Origin of the sequence: Rhodopseudomonas boonkerdii, assembly GCF_021184025.1 — a bacterium.
In the GTDB taxonomy this organism is placed as follows: Bacteria; Pseudomonadota; Alphaproteobacteria; order Rhizobiales; family Xanthobacteraceae; genus Tardiphaga; species Tardiphaga boonkerdii.
This window is the reverse complement of the sequence record NZ_CP036537.1, coordinates 353,248-373,694: the sequence shown is the minus strand read 5'-3', so window position 1 is coordinate 373,694 and position 20,447 is coordinate 353,248. Positions and strand designations below refer to the sequence as shown.

General features: G+C 62.3%; 19 protein-coding genes. 4 read left to right on the top strand and 15 right to left on the bottom strand.

Features of this window, described 5'->3' with window-relative positions:
• The first annotated feature begins 34 nt into the window (after positions 1-34).
• Both E0H22_RS01740 and E0H22_RS01735 read left to right on the top strand, forming a co-directional pair.
• Complete coding sequence (locus tag E0H22_RS01740; protein WP_233024053.1) at positions 35-982, top strand: hypothetical protein; 948 nt, start codon at positions 35-37, stop codon at positions 980-982.
• A gap of 32 nt (positions 983-1,014) precedes the next feature.
• The gene (locus E0H22_RS01735) at positions 1,015-1,521 is read left to right on the top strand and encodes a hypothetical protein (RefSeq protein ID WP_233024052.1); all 507 of its coding nucleotides are present in this window, start codon (positions 1,015-1,017) and stop codon (positions 1,519-1,521) included.
• A 158-nt stretch (positions 1,522-1,679) separates the two neighbouring features.
• Here E0H22_RS01735 and ptsN read toward each other — a convergent pair whose 3' ends face one another.
• The 7 genes from ptsN to E0H22_RS01700 all read right to left on the bottom strand — a co-directional run bounded on the left by ptsN (position 1,680) and on the right by E0H22_RS01700 (position 8,212).
• Entirely contained in the window at positions 1,680-2,141 is a 462-nt protein-coding gene (gene ptsN, locus E0H22_RS01730; RefSeq protein ID WP_233024051.1) for a PTS IIA-like nitrogen regulatory protein PtsN, read from the bottom strand.
• A 226-nt stretch (positions 2,142-2,367) separates the two neighbouring features.
• Positions 2,368-2,973 (bottom strand): ribosome hibernation-promoting factor, HPF/YfiA family, encoded by a 606-nt coding sequence (hpf, locus tag E0H22_RS01725; protein WP_233024050.1) that lies wholly within the window; start codon positions 2,971-2,973, stop codon positions 2,368-2,370.
• Positions 2,974-3,034: 61 nt separating this feature from the next.
• A complete protein-coding gene (gene rpoN, locus E0H22_RS01720) occupies positions 3,035-4,693 on the bottom strand; it encodes an RNA polymerase factor sigma-54 (protein ID WP_233024049.1) in 1,659 nt (552 codons plus the stop codon).
• 171 nt (positions 4,694-4,864) lie between these two features.
• Positions 4,865-5,869 (bottom strand): LPS export ABC transporter ATP-binding protein, encoded by a 1,005-nt coding sequence (lptB, locus tag E0H22_RS01715; RefSeq protein WP_233024048.1) that lies wholly within the window; start codon positions 5,867-5,869, stop codon positions 4,865-4,867.
• A gap of 125 nt (positions 5,870-5,994) precedes the next feature.
• Entirely contained in the window at positions 5,995-6,669 is a 675-nt protein-coding gene (locus E0H22_RS01710) for an LptA/OstA family protein (RefSeq protein WP_430715203.1), read from the bottom strand.
• An 8-nt stretch (positions 6,670-6,677) separates the two neighbouring features.
• Positions 6,678-7,433, bottom strand: a complete 756-nt coding sequence (gene lptC, locus E0H22_RS01705) for an LPS export ABC transporter periplasmic protein LptC (protein WP_233024047.1) — start codon at positions 7,431-7,433, stop codon at positions 6,678-6,680.
• A gap of 164 nt (positions 7,434-7,597) precedes the next feature.
• Positions 7,598-8,212 (bottom strand): ribonuclease D, encoded by a 615-nt coding sequence (locus E0H22_RS01700; protein ID WP_233024046.1) that lies wholly within the window; start codon positions 8,210-8,212, stop codon positions 7,598-7,600.
• A gap of 118 nt (positions 8,213-8,330) precedes the next feature.
• On the opposite strand from E0H22_RS01700, the gene E0H22_RS01695 reads away from it, so the two are divergent.
• Positions 8,331-9,188: an NYN domain-containing protein gene (locus E0H22_RS01695; protein ID WP_233024045.1), complete on the top strand. Its 858-nt coding sequence runs from the start codon at positions 8,331-8,333 to the stop codon at positions 9,186-9,188.
• 28 nt (positions 9,189-9,216) lie between these two features.
• Here E0H22_RS01695 and E0H22_RS01690 read toward each other — a convergent pair whose 3' ends face one another.
• The 3 genes from E0H22_RS01690 to E0H22_RS01680 are packed head-to-tail and all read right to left on the bottom strand — an operon-like array spanning position 9,217 to position 11,674.
• Positions 9,217-9,597 (bottom strand): cupin, encoded by a 381-nt coding sequence (locus E0H22_RS01690; RefSeq protein ID WP_233024044.1) that lies wholly within the window; start codon positions 9,595-9,597, stop codon positions 9,217-9,219.
• A 23-nt stretch (positions 9,598-9,620) separates the two neighbouring features.
• Positions 9,621-11,120: a 4-hydroxyphenylacetate 3-hydroxylase family protein gene (locus E0H22_RS01685; protein ID WP_233024043.1), complete on the bottom strand. Its 1,500-nt coding sequence runs from the start codon at positions 11,118-11,120 to the stop codon at positions 9,621-9,623.
• A gap of 23 nt (positions 11,121-11,143) precedes the next feature.
• Positions 11,144-11,674: a flavin reductase family protein gene (locus tag E0H22_RS01680; protein WP_233024042.1), complete on the bottom strand. Its 531-nt coding sequence runs from the start codon at positions 11,672-11,674 to the stop codon at positions 11,144-11,146.
• 160 nt (positions 11,675-11,834) lie between these two features.
• On the opposite strand from E0H22_RS01680, the gene E0H22_RS01675 reads away from it, so the two are divergent.
• Positions 11,835-12,401 carry a MarR family winged helix-turn-helix transcriptional regulator gene (locus E0H22_RS01675; protein WP_233024041.1) on the top strand — a complete coding sequence of 189 codons (567 nt, stop codon included), beginning with the start codon at positions 11,835-11,837 and terminating at the stop codon, positions 12,399-12,401.
• 130 nt (positions 12,402-12,531) lie between these two features.
• Here E0H22_RS01675 and E0H22_RS01670 read toward each other — a convergent pair whose 3' ends face one another.
• The 5 genes from E0H22_RS01670 to kdpA are packed head-to-tail and all read right to left on the bottom strand — an operon-like array spanning position 12,532 to position 20,435.
• On the bottom strand, positions 12,532-13,221 hold the full coding sequence (locus E0H22_RS01670) for a response regulator transcription factor (protein WP_233024040.1): 690 nt from the start codon (positions 13,219-13,221) through the stop codon (positions 12,532-12,534).
• Positions 13,218-15,938, bottom strand: coding sequence for a sensor histidine kinase (locus E0H22_RS01665; RefSeq protein WP_233024039.1), 2,721 nt, complete (start codon positions 15,936-15,938; stop codon positions 13,218-13,220). The genes E0H22_RS01670 and E0H22_RS01665 overlap by 4 nt, the downstream gene beginning before the upstream one ends.
• Before the next feature lie 41 nt (positions 15,939-15,979).
• A complete protein-coding gene (locus E0H22_RS01660) occupies positions 15,980-16,585 on the bottom strand; it encodes a K(+)-transporting ATPase subunit C (protein WP_233024038.1) in 606 nt (201 codons plus the stop codon).
• A gap of 11 nt (positions 16,586-16,596) precedes the next feature.
• Positions 16,597-18,717: a potassium-transporting ATPase subunit KdpB gene (gene kdpB / locus E0H22_RS01655; protein WP_233024037.1), complete on the bottom strand. Its 2,121-nt coding sequence runs from the start codon at positions 18,715-18,717 to the stop codon at positions 16,597-16,599.
• 14 nt (positions 18,718-18,731) lie between these two features.
• Positions 18,732-20,435: a potassium-transporting ATPase subunit KdpA gene (gene kdpA / locus E0H22_RS01650; protein ID WP_233024036.1), complete on the bottom strand. Its 1,704-nt coding sequence runs from the start codon at positions 20,433-20,435 to the stop codon at positions 18,732-18,734.
• Positions 20,436-20,447: the final 12 nt, after the last annotated feature.

Sequence of the window (20,447 nt, the reverse complement as noted above, 5' to 3'; positions counted from 1 at the left end):
CCAAGCTAACACCGTCATTGCGAGCCCTGACGGATTGCACCAGCAATTCGTTTGGGCGAAGCAATCCGGAAAACCAGGCATCATCACGTTAAGGGAAAAACCAACCGGCTTTCCCGGCTTCGCAGCGACGATGCGGTGGGTATCTTTAACCCGTCGTCGATGCCACTACCGTATCCTGTGCTGGTCGATTCGGTTCGCATGCATAGACGGCATCCACAAAACTGATCCCCCCATCACATTCAATCTGAGCATCTGTTGCGATGTCTTCATCGTGGCTGATCGCGCTGCGCCCCCGAACGAAGCGAATGGTGACCACCCATTCACCATGACTGGTGAAAGTCTGGTCATAACAAGATTCGAGGTCGCCATGACTGAATCGGTGGTTGGATCATCCCAGGCGCAAATCGTTCAGATCGAAAGCCTGCTGCATAGCTTCAGCACGGCGCATGCCAACGATAATGTCGCATCACGCCGCCGCTTGGATCGTAGGCCCGTGGTCGCCGCCTGTCTTGCTTTCTTCGTCTTTGCGCCAGGTTGCGCCGCGGCAGCGGCGTTTCTGCTGCGCAGCGACGGCACCTTACCGCCGCTGGTTATGGCTCACAACGATGCGCCTGCCGTCGTAAAATCCGATCGATTGCCGCTCGATCAATGGAGCTCGGAGGCGAGCACCCGGCTCGAAGCGCAACAGGAGCTGCGCGCAGCCAATGCGACCGTCGCTGAAGATGCAGATTTTCTTCAACCCATGGCGATCCGCGGCTGTCTCGAAGACGGCACCATCACGACCTTCACCGACGCAGCGTCACATGAGACGCCCGTTGCCGAGGCGGCAGCCGCCATCGAGCCGGACCCTACCCCCGCAATGCCCCGCCCCAAACGACATGCACGGCGCGCGCCGCCCATCCATGTCGCTGAAGCCACGCCAATGCCCGAACTACCAGAACCGAATTTTTTAGAGAAACTCTTCGGGACGCGTCAGAACTAACTCCGCCACCATCCAAACAAGCGAGCATGAACATGCAGAACACCGCAGCGATGAACTCGGATATCAAAGCCCTCCTCACGCTTCTCGCCCTCAAGACCGGCACCACGTCGCCGGAAATCCATCACGCGCTGCAGCTCGCAGCCGCGTCTCGCGTGATGATGGCGGAAGAACATGCAAACCCGTCGCGCAACCAGGCCGACGCAACCGCCAGCAATGTCGCCAAGCTGCGTCCGAACGCCAACAACGTGCCCGAGACTTCTGCCTCCGTGCGCCGTATGAGGCAAAACGCCGAGGCGATGAATTCGGATATCAAGGCGCTGATCACGCTGATGCTGTTGAAGAACGGCGCCGACGCAAACGAAATCCAGACCGCGCTGCGTATGGCCGCTTCATCGCGTGCCGTGGCTGCGGCCGAAGAGGCCGAAGCGCTGCGCGCGGAGCAGCAGGTGGACGGCAATCCGGAAATGGTCACCGAACTCGTACCGCTTGCCGGCGGCCGTCAGGCCGCCCGTGGCGAGTCGAAGGAATTTGCGGCTTAAGCCTTGAGTCGATGATGTACTCTGTCTGTCGTCAGCCGGCTTTTCCGGGTGACCCAGTACACGCCGAGCAGACCGAGTTTACTGGATCGCCTGGTCCTAGCGCGCAATTGCGCGCACGGACGGGCGACGACAATGGAAAAGCACGCAGGCTTTGTTTATTAAGCCGCCGTTGCCGGCGGCAGCGCCAGGACCGAATAGATCGCCTGCGCATCGCGCGAGGCGCGCAGCTTCTTGGCGACATCCTGATCGCGCAGCAAACGGGCGATCCGCGCCAGCGCCTTGAGATGATCGGCGCCCGCACCTTCCGGTGCCAGCAGCAGAAAGACGAGGTCGATCGGCTGACCGTCCATCGCCTCGAAATCGATCGGACGCTCGAGACGCGCAAACAGGCCGAACAGCTTGTCCAGCTTCGGCAGTTTGCCATGCGGGATCGCGACCCCGTAGCCCACGGCTGTGGTGCCCAGCTTCTCACGCTGCAGCAATACTTCGAAGATCGTGCGCTCGTTTTGTCCAGTCAACGCAGCCGCACGCGCCGCCAGCTCCTGCAGCGCCTGCTTCTTGCTATTAACTTTCAACGCCGGGAGGATCGCCTCGGGCGCTACCAGATCGGTAATTGTCATTGACCGTTCCGAGGAAAAATTGACCGTCCGCGGTGAGTTTGGACCAAGACCGGCAGCGTCAAGAAAAACTGGAAGTGGACATCGTTCCCGGTGACGGATCACGCGCCAGGCTGTCGTTGCCCGGGACGTATTCTAGCACCGGAAACCCCCATACGAAATCCATCGACCGGTATAACCCGTCAAAGGCGGCGGACCATATGCATGGCCCGCCGCAGCGTCAATGGCGTCAGGATGGTTTAATCACCGGAGGGTCGACCCAGCCGACGTTCCCGTCGGTTCGGCGATATACGATGTTTACCCGCCCTGTACTGCCATGCTGGAATACCACCACTGCGGCGCCGGTGAAATCGAGTTCCTGCACCGCCTGGCTGACCGACAGGCGCTTCAGCGATTTGGTCGCTTCAGCGATGATGACAGGCTCGTAGCCGTTAACGACTTCATCTTCGTGATCGGGTGCCTCGATGATGTAGCTCGGTGCGTCCAGGGTGGGCGCAGTGAGTTCGGCAAGCGCTTCGGCTTCCGCATGCGCCTTGCGCGCGGAGCGATCCTTCAACCGGCTCTTGTAGCGACGCAGGCGCTTCTCGATCTGCAGCAGCGCCTGATCGGCGCTCGCATAGGCATCCTGCGCATTGGATTCGGCTTCGAGCGTGACCCCGGAATCGAGATGCAGAGAACAGTCGGTGCGGAAACCGAAACCATCCTTGCTCAACGTAATGTGACCCGAATAATTGCCGTCAAAATATTTGCGTAGCACTTCATCCGTGCGCTCGGACACACGGCCGCGCAGAGCGTCTCCAATGCTGATGCTTTTTCCCGAGATGCGAAGGGTCATGACTGATACCTCGATTCGATCTGAGTAGAACCAACAGTATCTCGTTTCCACAAGAGCGCAATCAAGCTGATGCAGTGTCGCGGGACCGGTCTTCTGACTTTTCGGTAAACGTCCGTTCGGACGGCGTGCTGGCGGTCGCCTTCAGAGCATTGCCGAGCATGCTCTGCTTGTCACGGCGGCGTTGCACCGACGATGGAATCCGCATGGCTTCGCGGTATTTCGCGACGGTCCGACGCGCAATATCAATGCCGGTTGCACGCAAGCGTTCCACGATCGTGTCATCGGACAGGATGGCTGACGGGCTTTCACCATCGATCAATTGTTTGATGTGATGACGCACAGCTTCGGCCGAGTGCGCTTCACCGCCGTCAGCCGAAGCGATCGACGCAGTAAAGAAATATTTCAATTCGAAGATGCCGCGATTGGTCGCCATGTATTTGTTTGCAGTGACACGCGACACGGTCGATTCATGCATCTGGATCGCGTCGGCCACCGCCTTCAGATTCAGGGGACGCAGATGCGCGACGCCCTGAGTGAAGAAGCCGTCCTGCTGGCGAACGATTTCTGTTGCGACCTTGAGAATGGTGCGCGCGCGTTGATCCAGCGCGCGAACGAGCCATGTCGCATTCTGCATGCAATCGGAAAAATATGACTTGTCGCCATCCTTGCGGATGGTCTTCGACAATTCGGAATAGTAGCTCTGATTGACCAGCACGCGGGGCAGGGTGTCGCTGTTCAGCTCGACCAGCCACCCGCCGTCCGGCCCCGGACGCACATAGACGTCGGGCACGACCGTCTGCGCCCGCGACCCGCCGAATTTATGTCCGGGCTTCGGATCGAGCCTGCGAATCTCGCCGATCATGTCGGTGAGATCTTCGTCATCGACGCCGCAAAGTTTGCGCAACGATGCAACGTCCCGCTTGGCAAGCAGATCGAGGTTCTCGATCAGCGCCTGCATCGCGGGATCGTAACGGTTCTGCTCGCGCAATTGAATGGCGAGACATTCGCTGAGATTGCGCGCGCAGACACCGGGCGGATCGAATGTCTGCAATGTGGCAAGCACGCGTGCGACATCCTCTGCCGACGCGCCAAGCTTGTCGCCGACATCGCCGAGATCGGCGGGCAGATAGCCGGCTTCATCGACGAGGTCGATCAGATACTGCCCGATCATACGCTGCGCCTGCGAGGTGAAAGCCACCGCAAGCTGTTCGGCGAGATGATCGCCAAGCGTCACTTCCGCTGCGACGAAGGCTTCGAGATTGTAGTCGTCGTCGTTCGACGCGCCGCCGCCCCATTCGGTATAGGCGGTGGGTGCCGCATCCTGCGCATTGCGCGCCGCCGCTTCGGCCGGCTCTTCGGAAAACACATTGTCGAGACCGGTATCGAATGTCTGCTCGATCTCGCTGCGCGACCCGAGATCGTTGTTGATCCAGTCTTCGGGAGCGGGCGCATCGAAACGGCTCTCGCCACCGCCGTCCGGCGCGGAACCGTAATCGTCCGAACCTTCGTAATCGGAACGCTCGGCGCTCGGCTCGCCCGCCACCGGCGGCTCCGGTCCGTCGCTGGCGCGTTCCAGCAGCGGATTGCGCTCGAGCTCTTCCTCGACGAAGGTCGAAAGATCCAGATTCGACAGCTGCAGCAGCTTGATCGCCTGCATCAGCTGCGGCGTCATCACCAGCGACTGGGTCTGCCGAAATTCGAGTCTCTGCGTCAGCGCCATCGCGGCAAAAACCGATCCAAGAAGAGAGGGCCTGAAAATTGGTCCGTTTCTTGCTTAGACCTTTCCCGGCCTGATGTACACGTCTTGACGGATGGGAAATTTGGGCTAAGGGGCCTTTTGGTTGACGCGGTTTCTTGACGCGAACCGGTCGCCACCTCGTTTGGCAAACGCTTACAGGCGGAATTCTTCGCCAAGGTAAAGACGGCGCACGTCGGGATCGGCGACGATCTGCTCCGGCGTTCCTTCCGTGAGGATTTCACCGGCATAGACGATATAGGCGCGGTCCGTCAGGCCCAGCGTTTCACGCACATTGTGGTCGGTGATGAGCACGCCGATGCCGCGATTGGTGAGATGGCGCACGAGATCCTGAATGTCGCCGACGGCAATCGGATCGATGCCCGCGAAAGGCTCGTCGAGCAACATGTAGTTCGGGCGCGTCGCCAATGCGCGCGCGATTTCGACGCGGCGACGCTCGCCGCCCGACAGCGCGATCGACGGCGACTTGCGCAGCCTGGTGACGTTGAATTCCTCGAGGAGCGCGTCGAGTTCGTATTCGCGCTTCTTGCGGCTCGGCTCAATGACTTCGAGCACGGCGCGAATGTTCTGCTCCACCGTGAGGCCGCGAAAAATCGAGGCTTCCTGCGGCAGATAGCCGATCCCGAGGCGCGCGCGCTGATACATCGGCAGTTTCGTGACGTCGTGGCCGTCCAGCTCGATGGCGCCGCTATCGGCCCCGACCAGGCCGGTGATCATGTAGAACACCGTGGTCTTGCCGGCGCCGTTGGGGCCGAGCAGACCGACCGCCTCGCCGCGACGGACATAGATGCTGACACCGCGCACGACCTGGCGCGAACCGTAGGTTTTTTTCACGCCGTGAACGGCGAGATAGCCGGAGCGCGGCGCCTGACGCGGCGCGGCGGCGCCGTTGCTGCGCTGGCGCGGCGGCTGCGAGGGCGGCACCTGGGGGCGGCGGGCCTGCTGGACAGGCTGCGGCCGTGCCGCCTGTTGCGGTTCGGCCGGCGCCGCGCGCGCCATCGGCGGCGCGTCGCGCATCGGCTGGCCGACGAGGCCGCCCATATCGTCCTGCAGAGCGGTAATATCGACCGGCTGCCGCGCAAAACCTTGCGGGCCGCGTTTCGGAGCGCGCCGACGGAACATGCCGAGGAGATCAACCATTCGCGCTACGATTTACCTTTGACGACCGTCTGTGACGTCCGAGTGTCCGATCAAACAATGGCGATAACGGGTTAACGAGCAGGTTTCAACGGCAGCGCGCCGCAGCACCCTACCGACCACCGGTCCTATTTCTTCGATCCCGGAATGATGGATGTCGGCCCGCCCTGACCCGACCCGGACGACTGGAACAGGCCCTGGACACGGCCCGAACTGGATTCGACGCGGGACGTGCCTGTCGTCATGTCGACGATCAGCTTGTCGCCCTTCAGCACATTTTTGCCCTGGGTCAGCACAACGCCACCCGAGCCGCCCAACATGGTGACGAGATTGGTGCGGGTATCGAACACCGCCGTCTCGCCGGTCACGACCTGATCCTTCTGCGTCACGACCACGCTGCCGCGCGCCTCCAGCCGTCGAATTGATGACGATCCGCCCGGACCGGGCTGCGCTGCCTTGATCTGCCCCTTCTGGGCGCCCTTGGCGGGAGCAGCGTTGGCTGGCTGTTCCGCCGCCTTGCCGCCGTCATAGAACACCACCAGCGATTTCGACTTCATGGTGGTGTCGCCCTGCACCACTTTGACGTCACCGGTAAAGGTGGCTTCCTTCTGCTTGTCGCGCACCTCCAGCGAGGCGGCTTCGATCTGGATCGGCTGGTCGCGATTTTGCGAGAATCCCTGCATGGCATTGGGGACGCCGGACACGGCGCTTTGCGCCACCGCTTCGCCGATCGCCAACAGGGCCACCACCGACAGGCCTGCCCCCATCCAGCGATGGCGTGGAAAAAGACGTTTCAAAATCATGGTCACATTCATTTCGCCTGGGCGCGCTTGCCGCCGCTGACGCGCGGCTTTTCGGTCTCCGCAGGCGCCTGCATATCGGGTTGGGGTGCCGTCTCCGGCTGCTCCGCACCGTTCGACGACGGCTGGTCCATCACCAGATTCATCGACACGCCGCCTTCGAATCGCACCACTTCGCCATTGTCCGTAATACGCATCCGCTGGCCGAGCAAAGTGCCGTTGAGCAGCTTCACATCCACCGGCTGGTTGGAATCCACTGTGCCCTTGGCGATATCGACGACGGCATCGGTCAAGCGCGCTTCGTAACCGGTCGTGGTCTGCAGGAAGATGTCCTTGGTGAGATGCAGCAACTGCGTCTTGGAGTTAAAATGGCCGCTACGCGCATCGAGGCTCAGCGTCGATTTGTCTTCCATGACGACCTTGGCGCGCAGGATGGACAGTTCGAGATTGTCGGGATCCGTGAGATCCTGGGTCGCTGCCTTGGCCCATAATTCATAAGGCCGACCGTCCGGCGAGAAACCGGCCAGATGCGGCGTTTCCATGGTGATCTTGGTGCCGGACACGACGAGATTGCCGATATCGACCGGCAGCTTGGTCAGGATACGGAACGGATTGAAGATCGAAATGCCGACGATGACCGCCATCGACAGCAACACGATGGCCGGGACCGCGATCCGCAGCACACGCACGAAGCGGCTATGGCGTGCTGCGGCTCTGAACCGCGCCTCCATGGTCGCTTCATAACGATCAGCCTGGATTGAACTCACCGCCGCTCCAACGGGCCAGTACTATCAGACCACCCGGTATCAGCCGGTATTCTACGCTGAATTGCGCCGTTTTGCAGCCCCGCGCACCCAGAACGAGGAGTTTGGCCGAAACACGGCAGCGCGATCGGTCACAGGCCGGCCGGTGTCACAGTGCCGCAGGGGTCTCAGGAATGGGCGAAGATGTCCTCTTCCTCCCAGCCCGACAGATCGAGCCGGGCGCGGCTGGGAAGGAACTCGAAGCAGGCCTGCGCCAGTGCAGACCGGCCTTCCCGCGCCAGCATCACATCGAGCTTTTCGCGCAAGGCATGGAGATGCAGCACGTCCGACGCGGCATAGGCCAGTTGCGCCTCGCTCAGCGTATCGCTGCCCCAGTCGCTCGACTGCTGTTGCTTCGACAGATCAACACCCAGGACCTCGCGCACGAGATCCTTGAGGCCGTGGCGGTCCGTATAGGTACGGCACAGCCGCGAGGCGATCTTGGTGCAATAGACCGGCGACGGCATTACTCCGAACGCATTGGTGAGCGCCGCGAGATCGAAGCGGGCGAAATGGAAGATCTTGGTGATACCGGCATCACCGAGCAGCTTCTTCAGATTCGGCGCATCGGTATGGCCCATCGGGATCTGCACCACATCGGCACTGCCATCGCCCGGCGAGAGCTGCACCACGCAGAGCCGGTCGCGATGCGGATTGAGCCCCATGGTCTCCGTGTCGATCGCCACCGACGAGGTGTAGCGGCTCAAATCCGGCAGGTCGCCGCGATGCAGGCGGATGGTCATGGTCTGGAAGGCCTCTGGTCAACGCCCCCGATTCGAGGGCTGCGGGCGACTTTATCGCGGAAACCTGCCAGACTGAAACCCGTCATTGATCCGCCAGCCGAACATGCAGAGGTTGCAGATGAACGTCGCACAGCAGCGCTTGCCTCGTTTCGCGGTTCTGATCGATGCCGACAACACCTCTCCGCAAATCGCCGGAGGTCTGTTCGAAGAAATATCGAAGTTCGGCGAAGCCAGCGTGCGGCGCATTTATGGCGACTTTTCGAGCTCACAGCTCCGCTCCTGGGCCGACATCCTGCAAAAGCATGCGATCGACCCCTATCAGCAGTTTGCCTACACGAAGGGAAAGAACGCATCGGACATCGCACTCGTCATCGACGCGATGGACCTGCTGCACAGCGAACGGTTCGACGGTTTTTGCCTGGTGTCCTCCGACAGCGACTTCACCCGCCTGGCCTCCCGGCTGCGCGAGCAGGGCGCCGATGTCTACGGCTTCGGAACGCGCAAGACGCCCGAAAGTTTTCGGCAGGCCTGCCGACGCTTCATCTATCCGGAAAATCTGATGCCCGAGCGCGCCGCGGCCGCGACCGAGCAACCGCCTGTCGCCGCCGCCTCGAGGAATCCCGCTGCCGCAATCCCGATTCTGGAACGCGTGATCGCCCAGCTCGGCAGCGAAGAAGGCTGGGTCAATCTGGATCGGTTAGGCGAGCAACTACCCAACTTCGTCTCCGACTTCGACACGCGAACCTATGGTTTTAGGAAGTTGAGCGACCTCGTGCGCAAGACGGAAACATTCGAGATCGAAAAGACGGAAGCAGGCCGGTTGCGGGTTCGAGTCAAGCCAGCGGCGCGGTCGGCAAAGGCAGCGGCACCCAAATCAGACGCGGCGGGGAAGAAGGAAACGCAGCGACAGAGGAATGCAACGCGGCGGAGAGCGAAAGCCAGCGAAGCGAAGGAGGAAGCCGCCAGCAAGAAGTGACGGCTTCCCCTGGGACCGGCCTGTGAGCTCAGGCCGGATCGAAATAGTGGATTTCCATCAGCACACAGCCGCCGACCGATTTGAACGGGCCGTGGAAGACGCCCGGCGGACGGACGGCATAGGTGTTCGGCTGGAACGACTCGCCGCCATTGCCCTGCTTGTCGTTGCCGACAATCAGATCGCCCGAGAACAGGAACACTTCTTCCCAGTATTCGTGCACGAAGGGCTCGGTGGTGTAGACGCCGGGATCGAAGCGCAGCAGGCGGGTACGGCTGCCCTTCTTGTTCGGCTCGTCGAGCGCGCCCGACAGAATCTTCTGCTGGATGCCGGCGGGATAGCCGGGCGGGGTTTCCCAGCCCGACGACATATCGACAGCGCGGAATTCATCGTGAATCTTGTTGACGGCCATGATGGTTGTCCTGACTTCGCAGATTAAGCAACGGCGCGGGGCGAGGTGACGGGCTTGCCGCCGGTGGTGAGTTCGTCGGCAAGGTCATAGCTCGCCAGCATCTTGTCGAGCAACGCCGTAGCCTGCGCCCAGTCATATGTGCGGAACGCATGGCCCTTGGTCACGAAGGTCGCGCCGGCGAAGAACATTTCGTATTGCGAGTGACGCGAGGCGAATTCGGAGCCGACCGCGTCCCAGGCGAGCTTGTAGAACTTCACCTTGTCGACCGCGCTGGCGGCCGGTGACTGCTGGGTCTTGCCGATCAGCGCCGCCAGTTCCGGATTCGCGAAGTCCTTCACCGAAGACGGCAGCATGATCATGCCGCCACCGGCGAGCTCGCGCAGGGTGTTGATGACCTTGGCGTAAAGCTGCTGGGTCAGCACCTGTGCGCCGTAAAGCAGGCCGCGATCCGGCACAAAATACTGACCGTGCTGGGCGCCCTTGGCTTCCATCCCGAGCACGAAGGCTTCGACCATGGAGACTTCGGCCGCCAGCTGACCGAGCATTTCCTTCACCTGCGGGAAGCCGATGACGCCGTTGGTCTCGGCGGTGCGGTGCGCGATGCCGATCAGGAAGCGCAGCTTCACCGACAGACGGATCATCGCCTGATAGTTCTGATAGGAATGCGCCGGCGTCGCGTGGAACTGCTTCTGGCACATGGCGATGTCCTGATCGATGAACACGCGATCCCACGGCACTTTCACGTCATCGAAATAGAGAACGGCGTCGTTCTCGTCGAAGCGGCTGGCAAGCGGATTGTCGAACACCGAGGTCGCCGAAGCCTCGTAAGACTTGCGCGACAGGATCTTCAGACCTTTGGTGTTCATCGGGATGGCGAAGGACACCGCGTATTTCTCGTCGCCGGGCTGCAACGGCTGGATGCAGGTGACGAAGACCTCATTGGCCATGATGCCGCCGGTGGCGAGCATCTTGGCGCCGCGGATCACCAGACCATCGGCATCGCGCGAGACGACGCCGGCCGACAGATAGGGATCGGCCTGCTGCGCCGCGCTCTTGGAGCGATCGGCTTGCGGATTGATGATGACGTAAGTGAGATAGAGATCGTTGTCGCGGGCATAGCGATAGTAATCGGCCAGCGCCTTGGCGCGGTCGGCATTGTAGCCTTCGAATACATCGAGGCCCATGAACATGCCGGCGATGCAGGACGCGACGTGATCCGGCGCGCGGCCCATGAAGCCGGCATGCAGCTCGGTCCAGGCTTCGAGGCCCTTGCGGCGCTTGACCAGCGCGTCATAGCTGCCCGGCAGCTCCCAGATGCGGTTGGCGCGGGTGCCGGTTTCGGTCTCGAAGGTCATCAGATCGCGATTTTCCGGCGCGCTGTGAAAATCGAACATCTTGCCGACCGAGGCGACCGCGCCGCGATAGGCGGGGTGGCTGGTGACATCCGCGATCCGTTCGCCGTCGAGATAAACCTCGCGGCCGTCGCGCAGGCTGGCAATATGCTGTTCGCCGGTCTTGATCATGTTGTTCCTCGACACTTCCAATTTCAGTAATGCATTGGCAGCGGCCATTCCGGGCTGCGCTCGGTATCCTTGAGGCTGCGATAGGCCCCGCGAAAGAAAACCAGTGGTTCGTTAGCCGGGTAGGCTGAAAACCTGACCACACGGCCGACGAAGATGACGTGATCCCCGCCATCATATTGCGCATAGGGCGCGCATTCGAAATGCGCGAGCGCGTCCGCGAGCAGCGGCGCAGCCTCGTGCCCGAGCGTATGCTCGACGGCCTCCCATTTGTCGCCCAACGCTTTCGCGAATTTGTTCGACAAATGCTCCTGGTCGCGCCCCAGGATATTCACCGCGTACCCCCTGGCTTCGGTCATCGCTTGCAGGCTGAACGCCTTGCGATCGATCGAAAACAGGATCAGCGGCGGATCGATCGAGACCGAGTTGAAGGAACTCATGGTCAACCCGATCGGTTTCCCGCCGGCGCCTTCGGCGGTGATGACCGCAACGCCGGTGGCGAATTGTCCGAGCGCCTGGCGGAAGGCGCGGGGATCCACGTCCGCGGTGGCGCTCATGAGCCATTCTCCTGAACGAGGGCTATTAGCTTTGATACAAAGCTATATTATCGAGCAATGAGGCCCTGTCAAGCATGGCAGGGCTGCTACCAAAACGCCGATGCGAACTTGTTTGCTAGTAAGCTGGCCGCTATACGACTCATAGGTGTGCGGGGGCCTGATGGCGACGAAAAGCAAATCGAAGAAAATTCGGACAGAACTGACCGTTTCACGGCCACAACTGATGGTCGATGGGTCGGATCGCGCGTTTCGACAATTCCTGCACGATACATTGGCGTTTTCAGCGCGACTGCAAGCCGTACGCGGCCAGCTTGGCGCCGTGATCGGCCTGTCCGGCACGCAATATACGGTGGTGATCGCCATTTCTCATTTGAGCAGCACGGATGAGAAGATCGGCGTCAACCAGGTCGCCGAACATCTGCACTTCAGCGGTGCCTTCATCACCATCGAGATCAACAAGCTCGTTGCGGCTGGCCTGGTCGAGAAGGAAACCGACCCGGAGGATCGCCGCAGGGTCATCCTCACCATCACGCCCAAAGCCCGCACCTTGCTCAATGATCTGGCCCCCGTGCAGCGCCCGGTGAACGACATGCTGTTCCGCGCCATGTCGGGGGCGGATTTCGAGCGTACGCGGCGATTGATGGCCGATATGGTCGATGCGGCGGACGAAGCGATCCGGTTACTGGACTACAACGCCCCGAAGGGAGCGGGGAAAGCTGGCAAATAGGCCGCCTCCACAAACTCTACCCTCATCCTGAGGAGCCGCGCAGCGGCGTCTCGAAGGATGGCAGCGCACTCCATTCATGGTTCGAGACGCGCGCCAAGTGGCCCGCTCCTCCCCATGAGGGCGGAGATCGTCAATCCCCCGCCCGGAGCCGATAGCCGATGCCGGTCTCGGTCAGCACGAAGTGAGGCCGCTCCGGGTCGGGCTCGATCTTCTGGCGGAGCTGGCGGACGTAGACGCGCAGATACTGCGCATCCGTCAATTCGTCCCACAACTCCTTCAGCAGAAAACGGTGGGTCAGGACCTTTCCCGCGTGCTGCACCAGCACACGCAGCAGGTCATATTCCTTCGGAGACAGTTTCACCTCGCGCTCGCCGACCTTGACGATGCGACGGACGAGATCGACGGACAGATCGCCGGTCCTGAACACCGGCCGCTCGCCATGCACCTGCAACTGATGCCGCAGCGCGGCGCGCAACCGGGCCAGCAACTCATCCATGCCGAACGGTTTGGTCAGATAGTCGTCCGCACCAAGGTCGAGTGCCCGTACTTTGCCGGCTTCATCGCCGCGGCTCGACAGCACGACGATCGGCACGCCATCGTTGCGGGCGCGGATCATCTGCAGCAGATCGTGGCCCTGGATATCCGGCAAACCGAGATCGAGGATGATCAATGCCGGGTCCTCGGCCAGTTTTTCCAGCGCAAGCTTGCCGTTACTGGCCTCGACGATGTCGTAGCCCTGCGTGCTCAAGCCCATCCGGAGCAATTTCCGGATCGGCGGCTCGTCGTCGATCACCAGGACCTTGATGGCGGAAGCAGTCATGCGGCGGTGTCCAGAGCTTCGGGAGCGGGCGGGATCGGGAGCCTGATGGTCAGCACGGCGCCCGGACGATCGACGCGATTGGCCGCGCTGATGGTACCCTGCATGGCCTCAACGAAACCACGCGAGATGGCGAGGCCGAGGCCGGTGCCGGCGCGGACATGGTCCCCCTTGTTGGCGCGATAGAACTTGTCGAACACCTGTTCGAGATCCGCGGCCGGGATTCCTGCGCCCTCATCCATGACCTGCAGGACCACCGCGTCGTCTTCGCGTTTCGCGCGGATGGTGATCGTCGTATCCGGCGGGGCGTATTTGGCGGCATTGTCGAGCAGGTTGAACAGCACCTGCTCGAACAGCACGGCGTCGAGCTTCAGCATCGGGAGCTGAGGCGCCAGATCGAGCACCACGCGATGACGGTCCAGAATCTTGCCGGCGCGGCGCAACGCGCTTCCGACGATCTCGCCGGGATCGAGCAGCGCCGCATTCGGCACCACGGCTCCGGACTCCAGCTTGGTCATATCGAGCAGATTGGCAATGAAACGATTGAGCCGTTCGGATTCGTCGATCACCGTGGCAAGCAGATCTGTGCGTTCGGCCTCGCTCAACTTCGGCGACAGCTCGCGCAATGTCGAGGCGGCGCCGAGCACGGAGGCCAGCGGCGTCTTCAGATCATGCGAGATCGAGGTCAGCAGCGCTGCGCGCAGGCGATCGGATTCGACGTTCCGCTGGGTGCGGTCCATGTCTTCGACGAGTTGCACGCGCTCGATAGCCAATGCGCTCTGATCCACCAGCGCGTCGAGCAGGCGACGCTGGTCGGGCGTCAGCAGCGGCCCTGTCCGATCGTCATCGATGCCGATCACGCCGATCGGCCCGCGCCCGGTCCGCATCGGCAGGAACAGGCGCTTCGCCCCCGGCAGTGTATCGGAGCCGCGGCCGGCGGGATGATCGTTACTCCAGGCCCAGTTGGCGGCGGCAAGATCGGCCTGATCGAGTTCATCTTCCGGCGGATAGCCGGCTTTCACCGTGATGATCCCGTCATCCGGCAGCAGCAGAACGACGCGCACCCGCAGCATCAGCGCGATCTGATAGGCGGATGCCCACAACACGTCGTCCAGTGTCGCAGTGCCGGCGAGCTTGCGGCTGAAGGCGTAGAGCGACTCCGTGGTGCGGACGCGCCCGAAGGCCGAAACTGCCTGGCTGCGGACCCGTGCAGCGAGATTCGAGACCAGAAGCGCCACCAGCATGAAGAAGAAGAACGCCGCGACATTGGTCGGATCCGTGATCGTGAAGGTGTAGACCGGCGGCAGGAAAAAGAAGTTGTAGGCGAGTGATCCGATCACGCTGGCCAGCAGCGACGGTCCCAGTCCGAAACGGACGGCGATGCCGACGACCGCGGTCATGAACACCAGATCGACATTCTCGACGCCGAAGATCGGATACAGCAGCAAGGCGACACCGAGCGCCGCGGCGACAATGCCCAGCGAGAACAGATAAGGCTTCGGATCGAACGGCTCGACCCGGTCGGTCATCTGCGTGCGCCGGGCGGCCGGCTCGGGGGGCAACACGTCACCGGCGATCACATGCACGCTGATATTGCCGGAGCGACGGACGAGATCATGTACCACTGAGCCGCGCAGCAGCTCGAACCACCATGAGCGCGACGCCTTGCCGATCACGATCTGGGTGACATTGTGGGCACGGGCATAGTCGAGCAGATCATCCGCGATACGACGTGCCGTTGCGGGGATGGTCAGCGCTTCCGCCCCGAGCGTTTCGGCAAGACGCAGCGTGTCGGCGAGGCGGTCGCGCTGGTCTTCGGAAAACTGGAGGCTGCGGCGCGTCTCGATGCTCACGGCCGTCCACGGCGCATGCAGGCGGTCGGCCAGGCGCTTGGTATAGCGAACGAGACCGGCCGCACGCGGGTCCTCGCTGACACAGACCAGAATGCGCTCGCCCGCCGCCCATGGACCGGCAATGGCATTGGCCTGCATATGCGTCAGCAGCTGTTCATCGACGCGATCGGCGGTGCGGCGCAGCGCCAGCTCGCGCAGCGCCGTGAGATTGCCCGGCGAGAAATAGTGCTCCAGCGCGCGTTCGGCCTGCTTCGGCACATACACCTTGCCGTCCTTCAGGCGCTGGATCAGATCGTCCGGCGTAAGGTCGATCAATTCGATCGCATCGGCGCCGTCGAAGACTGAATCCGGCACTGTCTCCCGCACCCTGACATGGGTGATCTGGGCGACGACGTCGTTCAGGCTCTCGATGTGCTGGATATTGACGGCGGTATAGACATCGATACCGGCGGCAAGCAGCTCGGCGACATCGAGATAACGCTTGGGGTGACGCGACCCCGGTGCGTTGGTATGCGCGAGTTCGTCGACCAGCACGATCCTCGGGCGGCGGGCGAGAATGGCGTCGAGATCCATCTCGTCGAGCGTCTGGCCCTTGTGCTCGATCCTCCGCCTGGGAATGACCTCGAGCCCGGCCAGCAGCGCTTCGGTTTCGGCGCGACCGTGGGTTTCGACCACGCCCACCACCACATCCACCCCGTCCCTGCGCTTCGCATGGGCACTTTGCAGCATCTCATAGGTCTTGCCGACGCCGGGAGCGGCGCCGACAAAAATCTTCAGCCGCCCGGCCGTACCCTCCTCGCGCCTTGCTGCCTCCAGCAAGGCCTCCGGCGAAGGGCGTTGGTCTGGGTCGCGGCTCTGATGTGCCATGAAGCTATATATAGCCCCCGCCGGTTAGCCGGCCTAGCGGCTTACTTGGCTACAGCTGCATCCAGCGCCAGATTCAGCGCGAGGACGTTAACGCGCGGTTCGCCCAGCAAACCCAGTAGACGACCTTCGGTCTTCTCACTCACCAATGCGCGCACCCGCTCCTCCGGCATGTTGCGCGCCTTGGCGACACGCGACACCTGAAACAGCGCGCCTTCCGGCGAGATGTTCGGATCGAGACCGCTGCCCGATGTGGTGACGAGATCGACCGGCACCGGCATCCCTGGGTTCTCCGCCTTCAGTTTCTCGACATCTTCCCTGATGCGGTCGTTCAGCGCCTTGCTCGTGGGGCCGAGATTGGAGCCCATCGAATTCGCGGCGTTATAGGGCTGCGGCACGGTCTTGGCGGCATCCTGCGGATCGGTCCCCGTGGTCGCCGATGGACGGCCATGGAAGTAGTTGTCGCCCTTGAAGTCCTGGCCGATCAGCGCGGACCCGATGACCTTGCCGTCCCGCTCGATCAGGCTGCCTTCCGCCTGTGCGGGAAACAGGACACCGGCGATACCCGTCATGGCCAGCGGATAGGCGAGCCCGGTGATGGCGGTGAGCAGCACGAGCACTGTGATAGCGGGTCGAAGTTCTTTCAACATGATGGTTCTCCTCAGACCAGACCAAGCGCGGACACCGCGAGATCGATGATCTTGATACCGACGAACGGGACGATGAGGCCGCCGACGCCGTAGATCAGCAGGTTACGGCCAAGCAGCGCGCCGGCTCCAATCGGCTTGTAAGCGACGCCTTTCAGCGCCAGCGGGATCAGCGCGACGATGATGATCGCGTTGAAGATGATGGCCGACAGGATGGCGCTCTGCGGGCTGGCGAGGCCCATGATATTGAGCGCGCCGAGCTGTGGATAGAAAGCGATGAACAGCGCCGGGATGATGGCGAAGTACTTCGCCACGTCATTGGCGATGGAGAAGGTCGTCAATGCGCCGCGCGTCATCAGCAGTTGCTTGCCGATTTCCACCACCTCGATCAGCTTGGTCGGGTTACTGTCGAGATCGACCATGTTGCCGGCCTCGCGCGCCGCCTGGGTGCCGGTGTTCATGGCGACACCCACATCGGCCTGCGCGAGTGCGGGCGCGTCATTGGTGCCGTCACCGCACATGGCCACCAGCTTGCCCCTGGCCTGCTCGTCGCGGATCAGCTTGAGCTTGTCCTCGGGAGTTGCCTGCGCAAGGAAATCGTCGACGCCGGCTTCCGCGGCGATGGCGGCGGCGGTCATCGGATTGTCGCCGGTGATCATGACGGTGCGGATGCCCATCTGGCGCAGTTCGGCAAAGCGTTCGCGGATGCCACCCTTGACGATGTCCTTCAGATAAATGACGCCGAGCAGCTTGCCGTCGCGCGCGACGCCGAGCGGGGTGCCGCCGGCCTTCGCCACTTCATCGGCAATGGCTTGCAGCTCGCGGGCCGCTTGCGACATGTTGGCCGGCGCGATCGCCCGCGCCGTATTGCCGGACGCGATCGGCATGTCGCTGCCGGCGACATAAGCGAGGATCGAATCCACCGCCCCTTTGCGCACGGACACGCCTGCTGCATCGATGCCGCTCATGCGGGTCTGCGCGGTGAAGGGCACGAAGGTCGCCGACAGCTCGGCCATGTCGCGGCCGCGGATGCCGTATTTCTCCTTCGCCAGCACGACGATGGAGCGGCCTTCCGGCGTCTCGTCGGCCAATGATGCGAGCTGCGCTGCGTCCGCCAGTTCCTGCTCGGTGACGCCGCGCAGCGGACGGAAGGCGGTTGCCTGGCGATTTCCGAGGGTGATGGTGCCGGTCTTGTCGAGCAGCAGCGTATCGACGTCGCCGGCGGCTTCCACGGCGCGGCCGGACATCGCCAGCACGTTGAAGCGCACCAAACGATCCATGCCGGCGATGCCGATGGCAGAGAGCAACGCGCCGATGGTGGTCGGGATCAGCGTCACGAACAGCGCGACCAGAACGACGACCGAGACGGTGCCGCCGGCATAGGCGGCATAACTCGGAATCGTCACCGTCGCGAAGACGAAGATGATGGTCAGGCCGAGCAACAGGATATTGAGCGCGATCTCGTTCGGCGTCTTCTGCCGCTCGGCACCCTCCACCAGCCTGATCATGCGATCGATGAAGGTGGAGCCTTGCGCCGCAGTGATGCGAACGCGTATCCAGTCCGACAGCACCTGCGTGCCGCCGGTGACCGCCGAACGGTCGCCGCCGGATTCGCGGATGACCGGAGCCGACTCGCCGGTGATGGCGGCTTCGTTGACGGATGCGACGCCCTCGATCACTTCACCATCGGACGGAATGAGATCGCCGGCTTCGACCAGCACGATATCGCCGACCTTCAGCGACGTTCCCGCAACCATCCGGTAGCTCCTGTCGCGGGCATCGTTGCCCGTGAGCAGCTTGGCCTGGCTTTCGGTCCGCGTCTTCTTCAGCGTCTCTGCCTGCGCCTTGCCGCGCCCTTCGGCGACGGCTTCGGCGAAATTGGCAAACAGCACCGTAAACCACAGCCACAGGATGATCTGGAATGTGAAAGCGAGATCTCCACCGCCGGTGATCACGTTCTTGATGAAGATGACGGTGGTGAGCGCGGCCACGATTTCCACCACGAACATCACCGGATTCTTCACCATCACCCGAGGATCGAGCTTGGTGAAGGACGAGGCGATGGCCGGCAGCACGATTGCTGGATCGAGCAACGCCGTGCCGGAGCTACGCTTTTGCAGTTTGAGGGTTTCCATGGAGATTGCTCCGATCAGAACAGATTGCCGGCGGTCATCGCGAGATGCTCGACGATCGGGCCGAGCGCGAGGGCCGGAAAGAAAGTGAGGCCACCGATGATCAGGATGACGCCGATGACGAGACCGATGAACAGGCCGCCGGTGGTCGGCAGCGTGCCTGACGAGGCCGCAATGGATTTCTTCTCAACCAGCGATCCCGCCATCGCCATCGCCGGCACGATCATGAAGAAGCGGCCGACCAGCATCGAACAGGCGAGCGTCAGATTGTAGAAGAACGTGTTGCCGGTGAGACCGCCGAAGGCCGAGCCATTGTTGCCTGTCGCCGAAGTGAAGGCGTAAAGCACCTCGGTGAAGCCATGCGGTCCGGCATTGGCGATGGACGCCACCGCCGACGGCAGCACGACCGCAACCGCCGTCCAGCCGAGATACATCAGCGGCAGGACGAGAATGGCGAGCATCGCCATCTTGACCTCATGCGCCTCGATTTTCTTGCCGACATATTCGGGTGTGCGGCCGACCATCAGGCCGGCGACGAAGATCGCCAGCACGACGAACAGAAGCATGCCGTAAAGGCCGGCACCAACGCCGCCGACGATGATTTCGCCGAGCTGCATGTTGATCAGCGGGATCATGCCGCCGAGCGCGGTGAAGGAGTCGTGCATCGCATTGACGGCGCCGCAGGACGCCGCGGTGGTCACCACGGCGAACAAGGACGATGCCACGATGCCGAAGCGAACTTCCTTGCCTTCCATATTGCCGCCGGCCAGACCGAGCGCTTGCAAGGCGTTGGTGCCCGATGCTTCCGCCCAGTAGGTGATGGCGACACCAACGACGAACAGCACGCCCATCACCGCGAGGATCGCCCAGCCTTGCCGGGAATTGCCGACCATGCGACCGAACATATTGGTCATGGCCGCCCCGATGGCGAAGATCGAGATCATCTGCACGAAGTTCGACAGCGCTGTCGGATTCTCGAACGGATGCGCGGCATTGGCATTGAAGAAACCGCCGCCATTGGTGCCCAGCATCTTGATCGCCACCTGCGACGCCACCGGGCCGACGGCGATCGTCTGCTTGGCGCCTTCCAATGTCGCGGCATCGACATAGGCGCCGAGTGTCTGCGGCATCCCCTGCCAGACCAGAAAAAGCGTGTAGACGATGCAGAGCGGCAGCAGCACATACAGCGTACAGCGCGTCACATCGACCCAGAAATTGCCGAGCGTGCGCATCGACGACCGCGCGAAGCCGCGGATCAGCGCCACGGCGAGCGCGATGCCCGTCGCCGCCGACAGGAAGTTCTGATGCGTGAGGCCGAGCATCTGGGACAGATAAGACAGCGTGCTCTCGCCGCCGTAGTTCTGCCAGTTGGTATTGGTGATGAAGGAGGCCGCGGTGTTGAAGGCGAGATCGGGCGCCACCGCCGACTGGCCCTGCGGATTGAACGGCAGCACATCCTGCAGCCGCAGCAGCGCGTAGAGGATCACGAAACCGGCGACATGGAACAGCAGCATGCCGACCGTATAAGTGAGCCAATGCTGCTCGCGCTTTTCGTCGACACCGGCAAGCCGGTAGATGCCGGCCTCGACCGGCCGCAGCACCGGCGACAGCCATGTGCGCTCGCCATTGAACACGCGCGTCATGTAGCCGCCGAGCGGCTTCGTGAGCGCCAAGATCACCGCACAGAACAGCGCGATCTGGATCCAGCCGATGAGTGTCATCGTATTTGACCT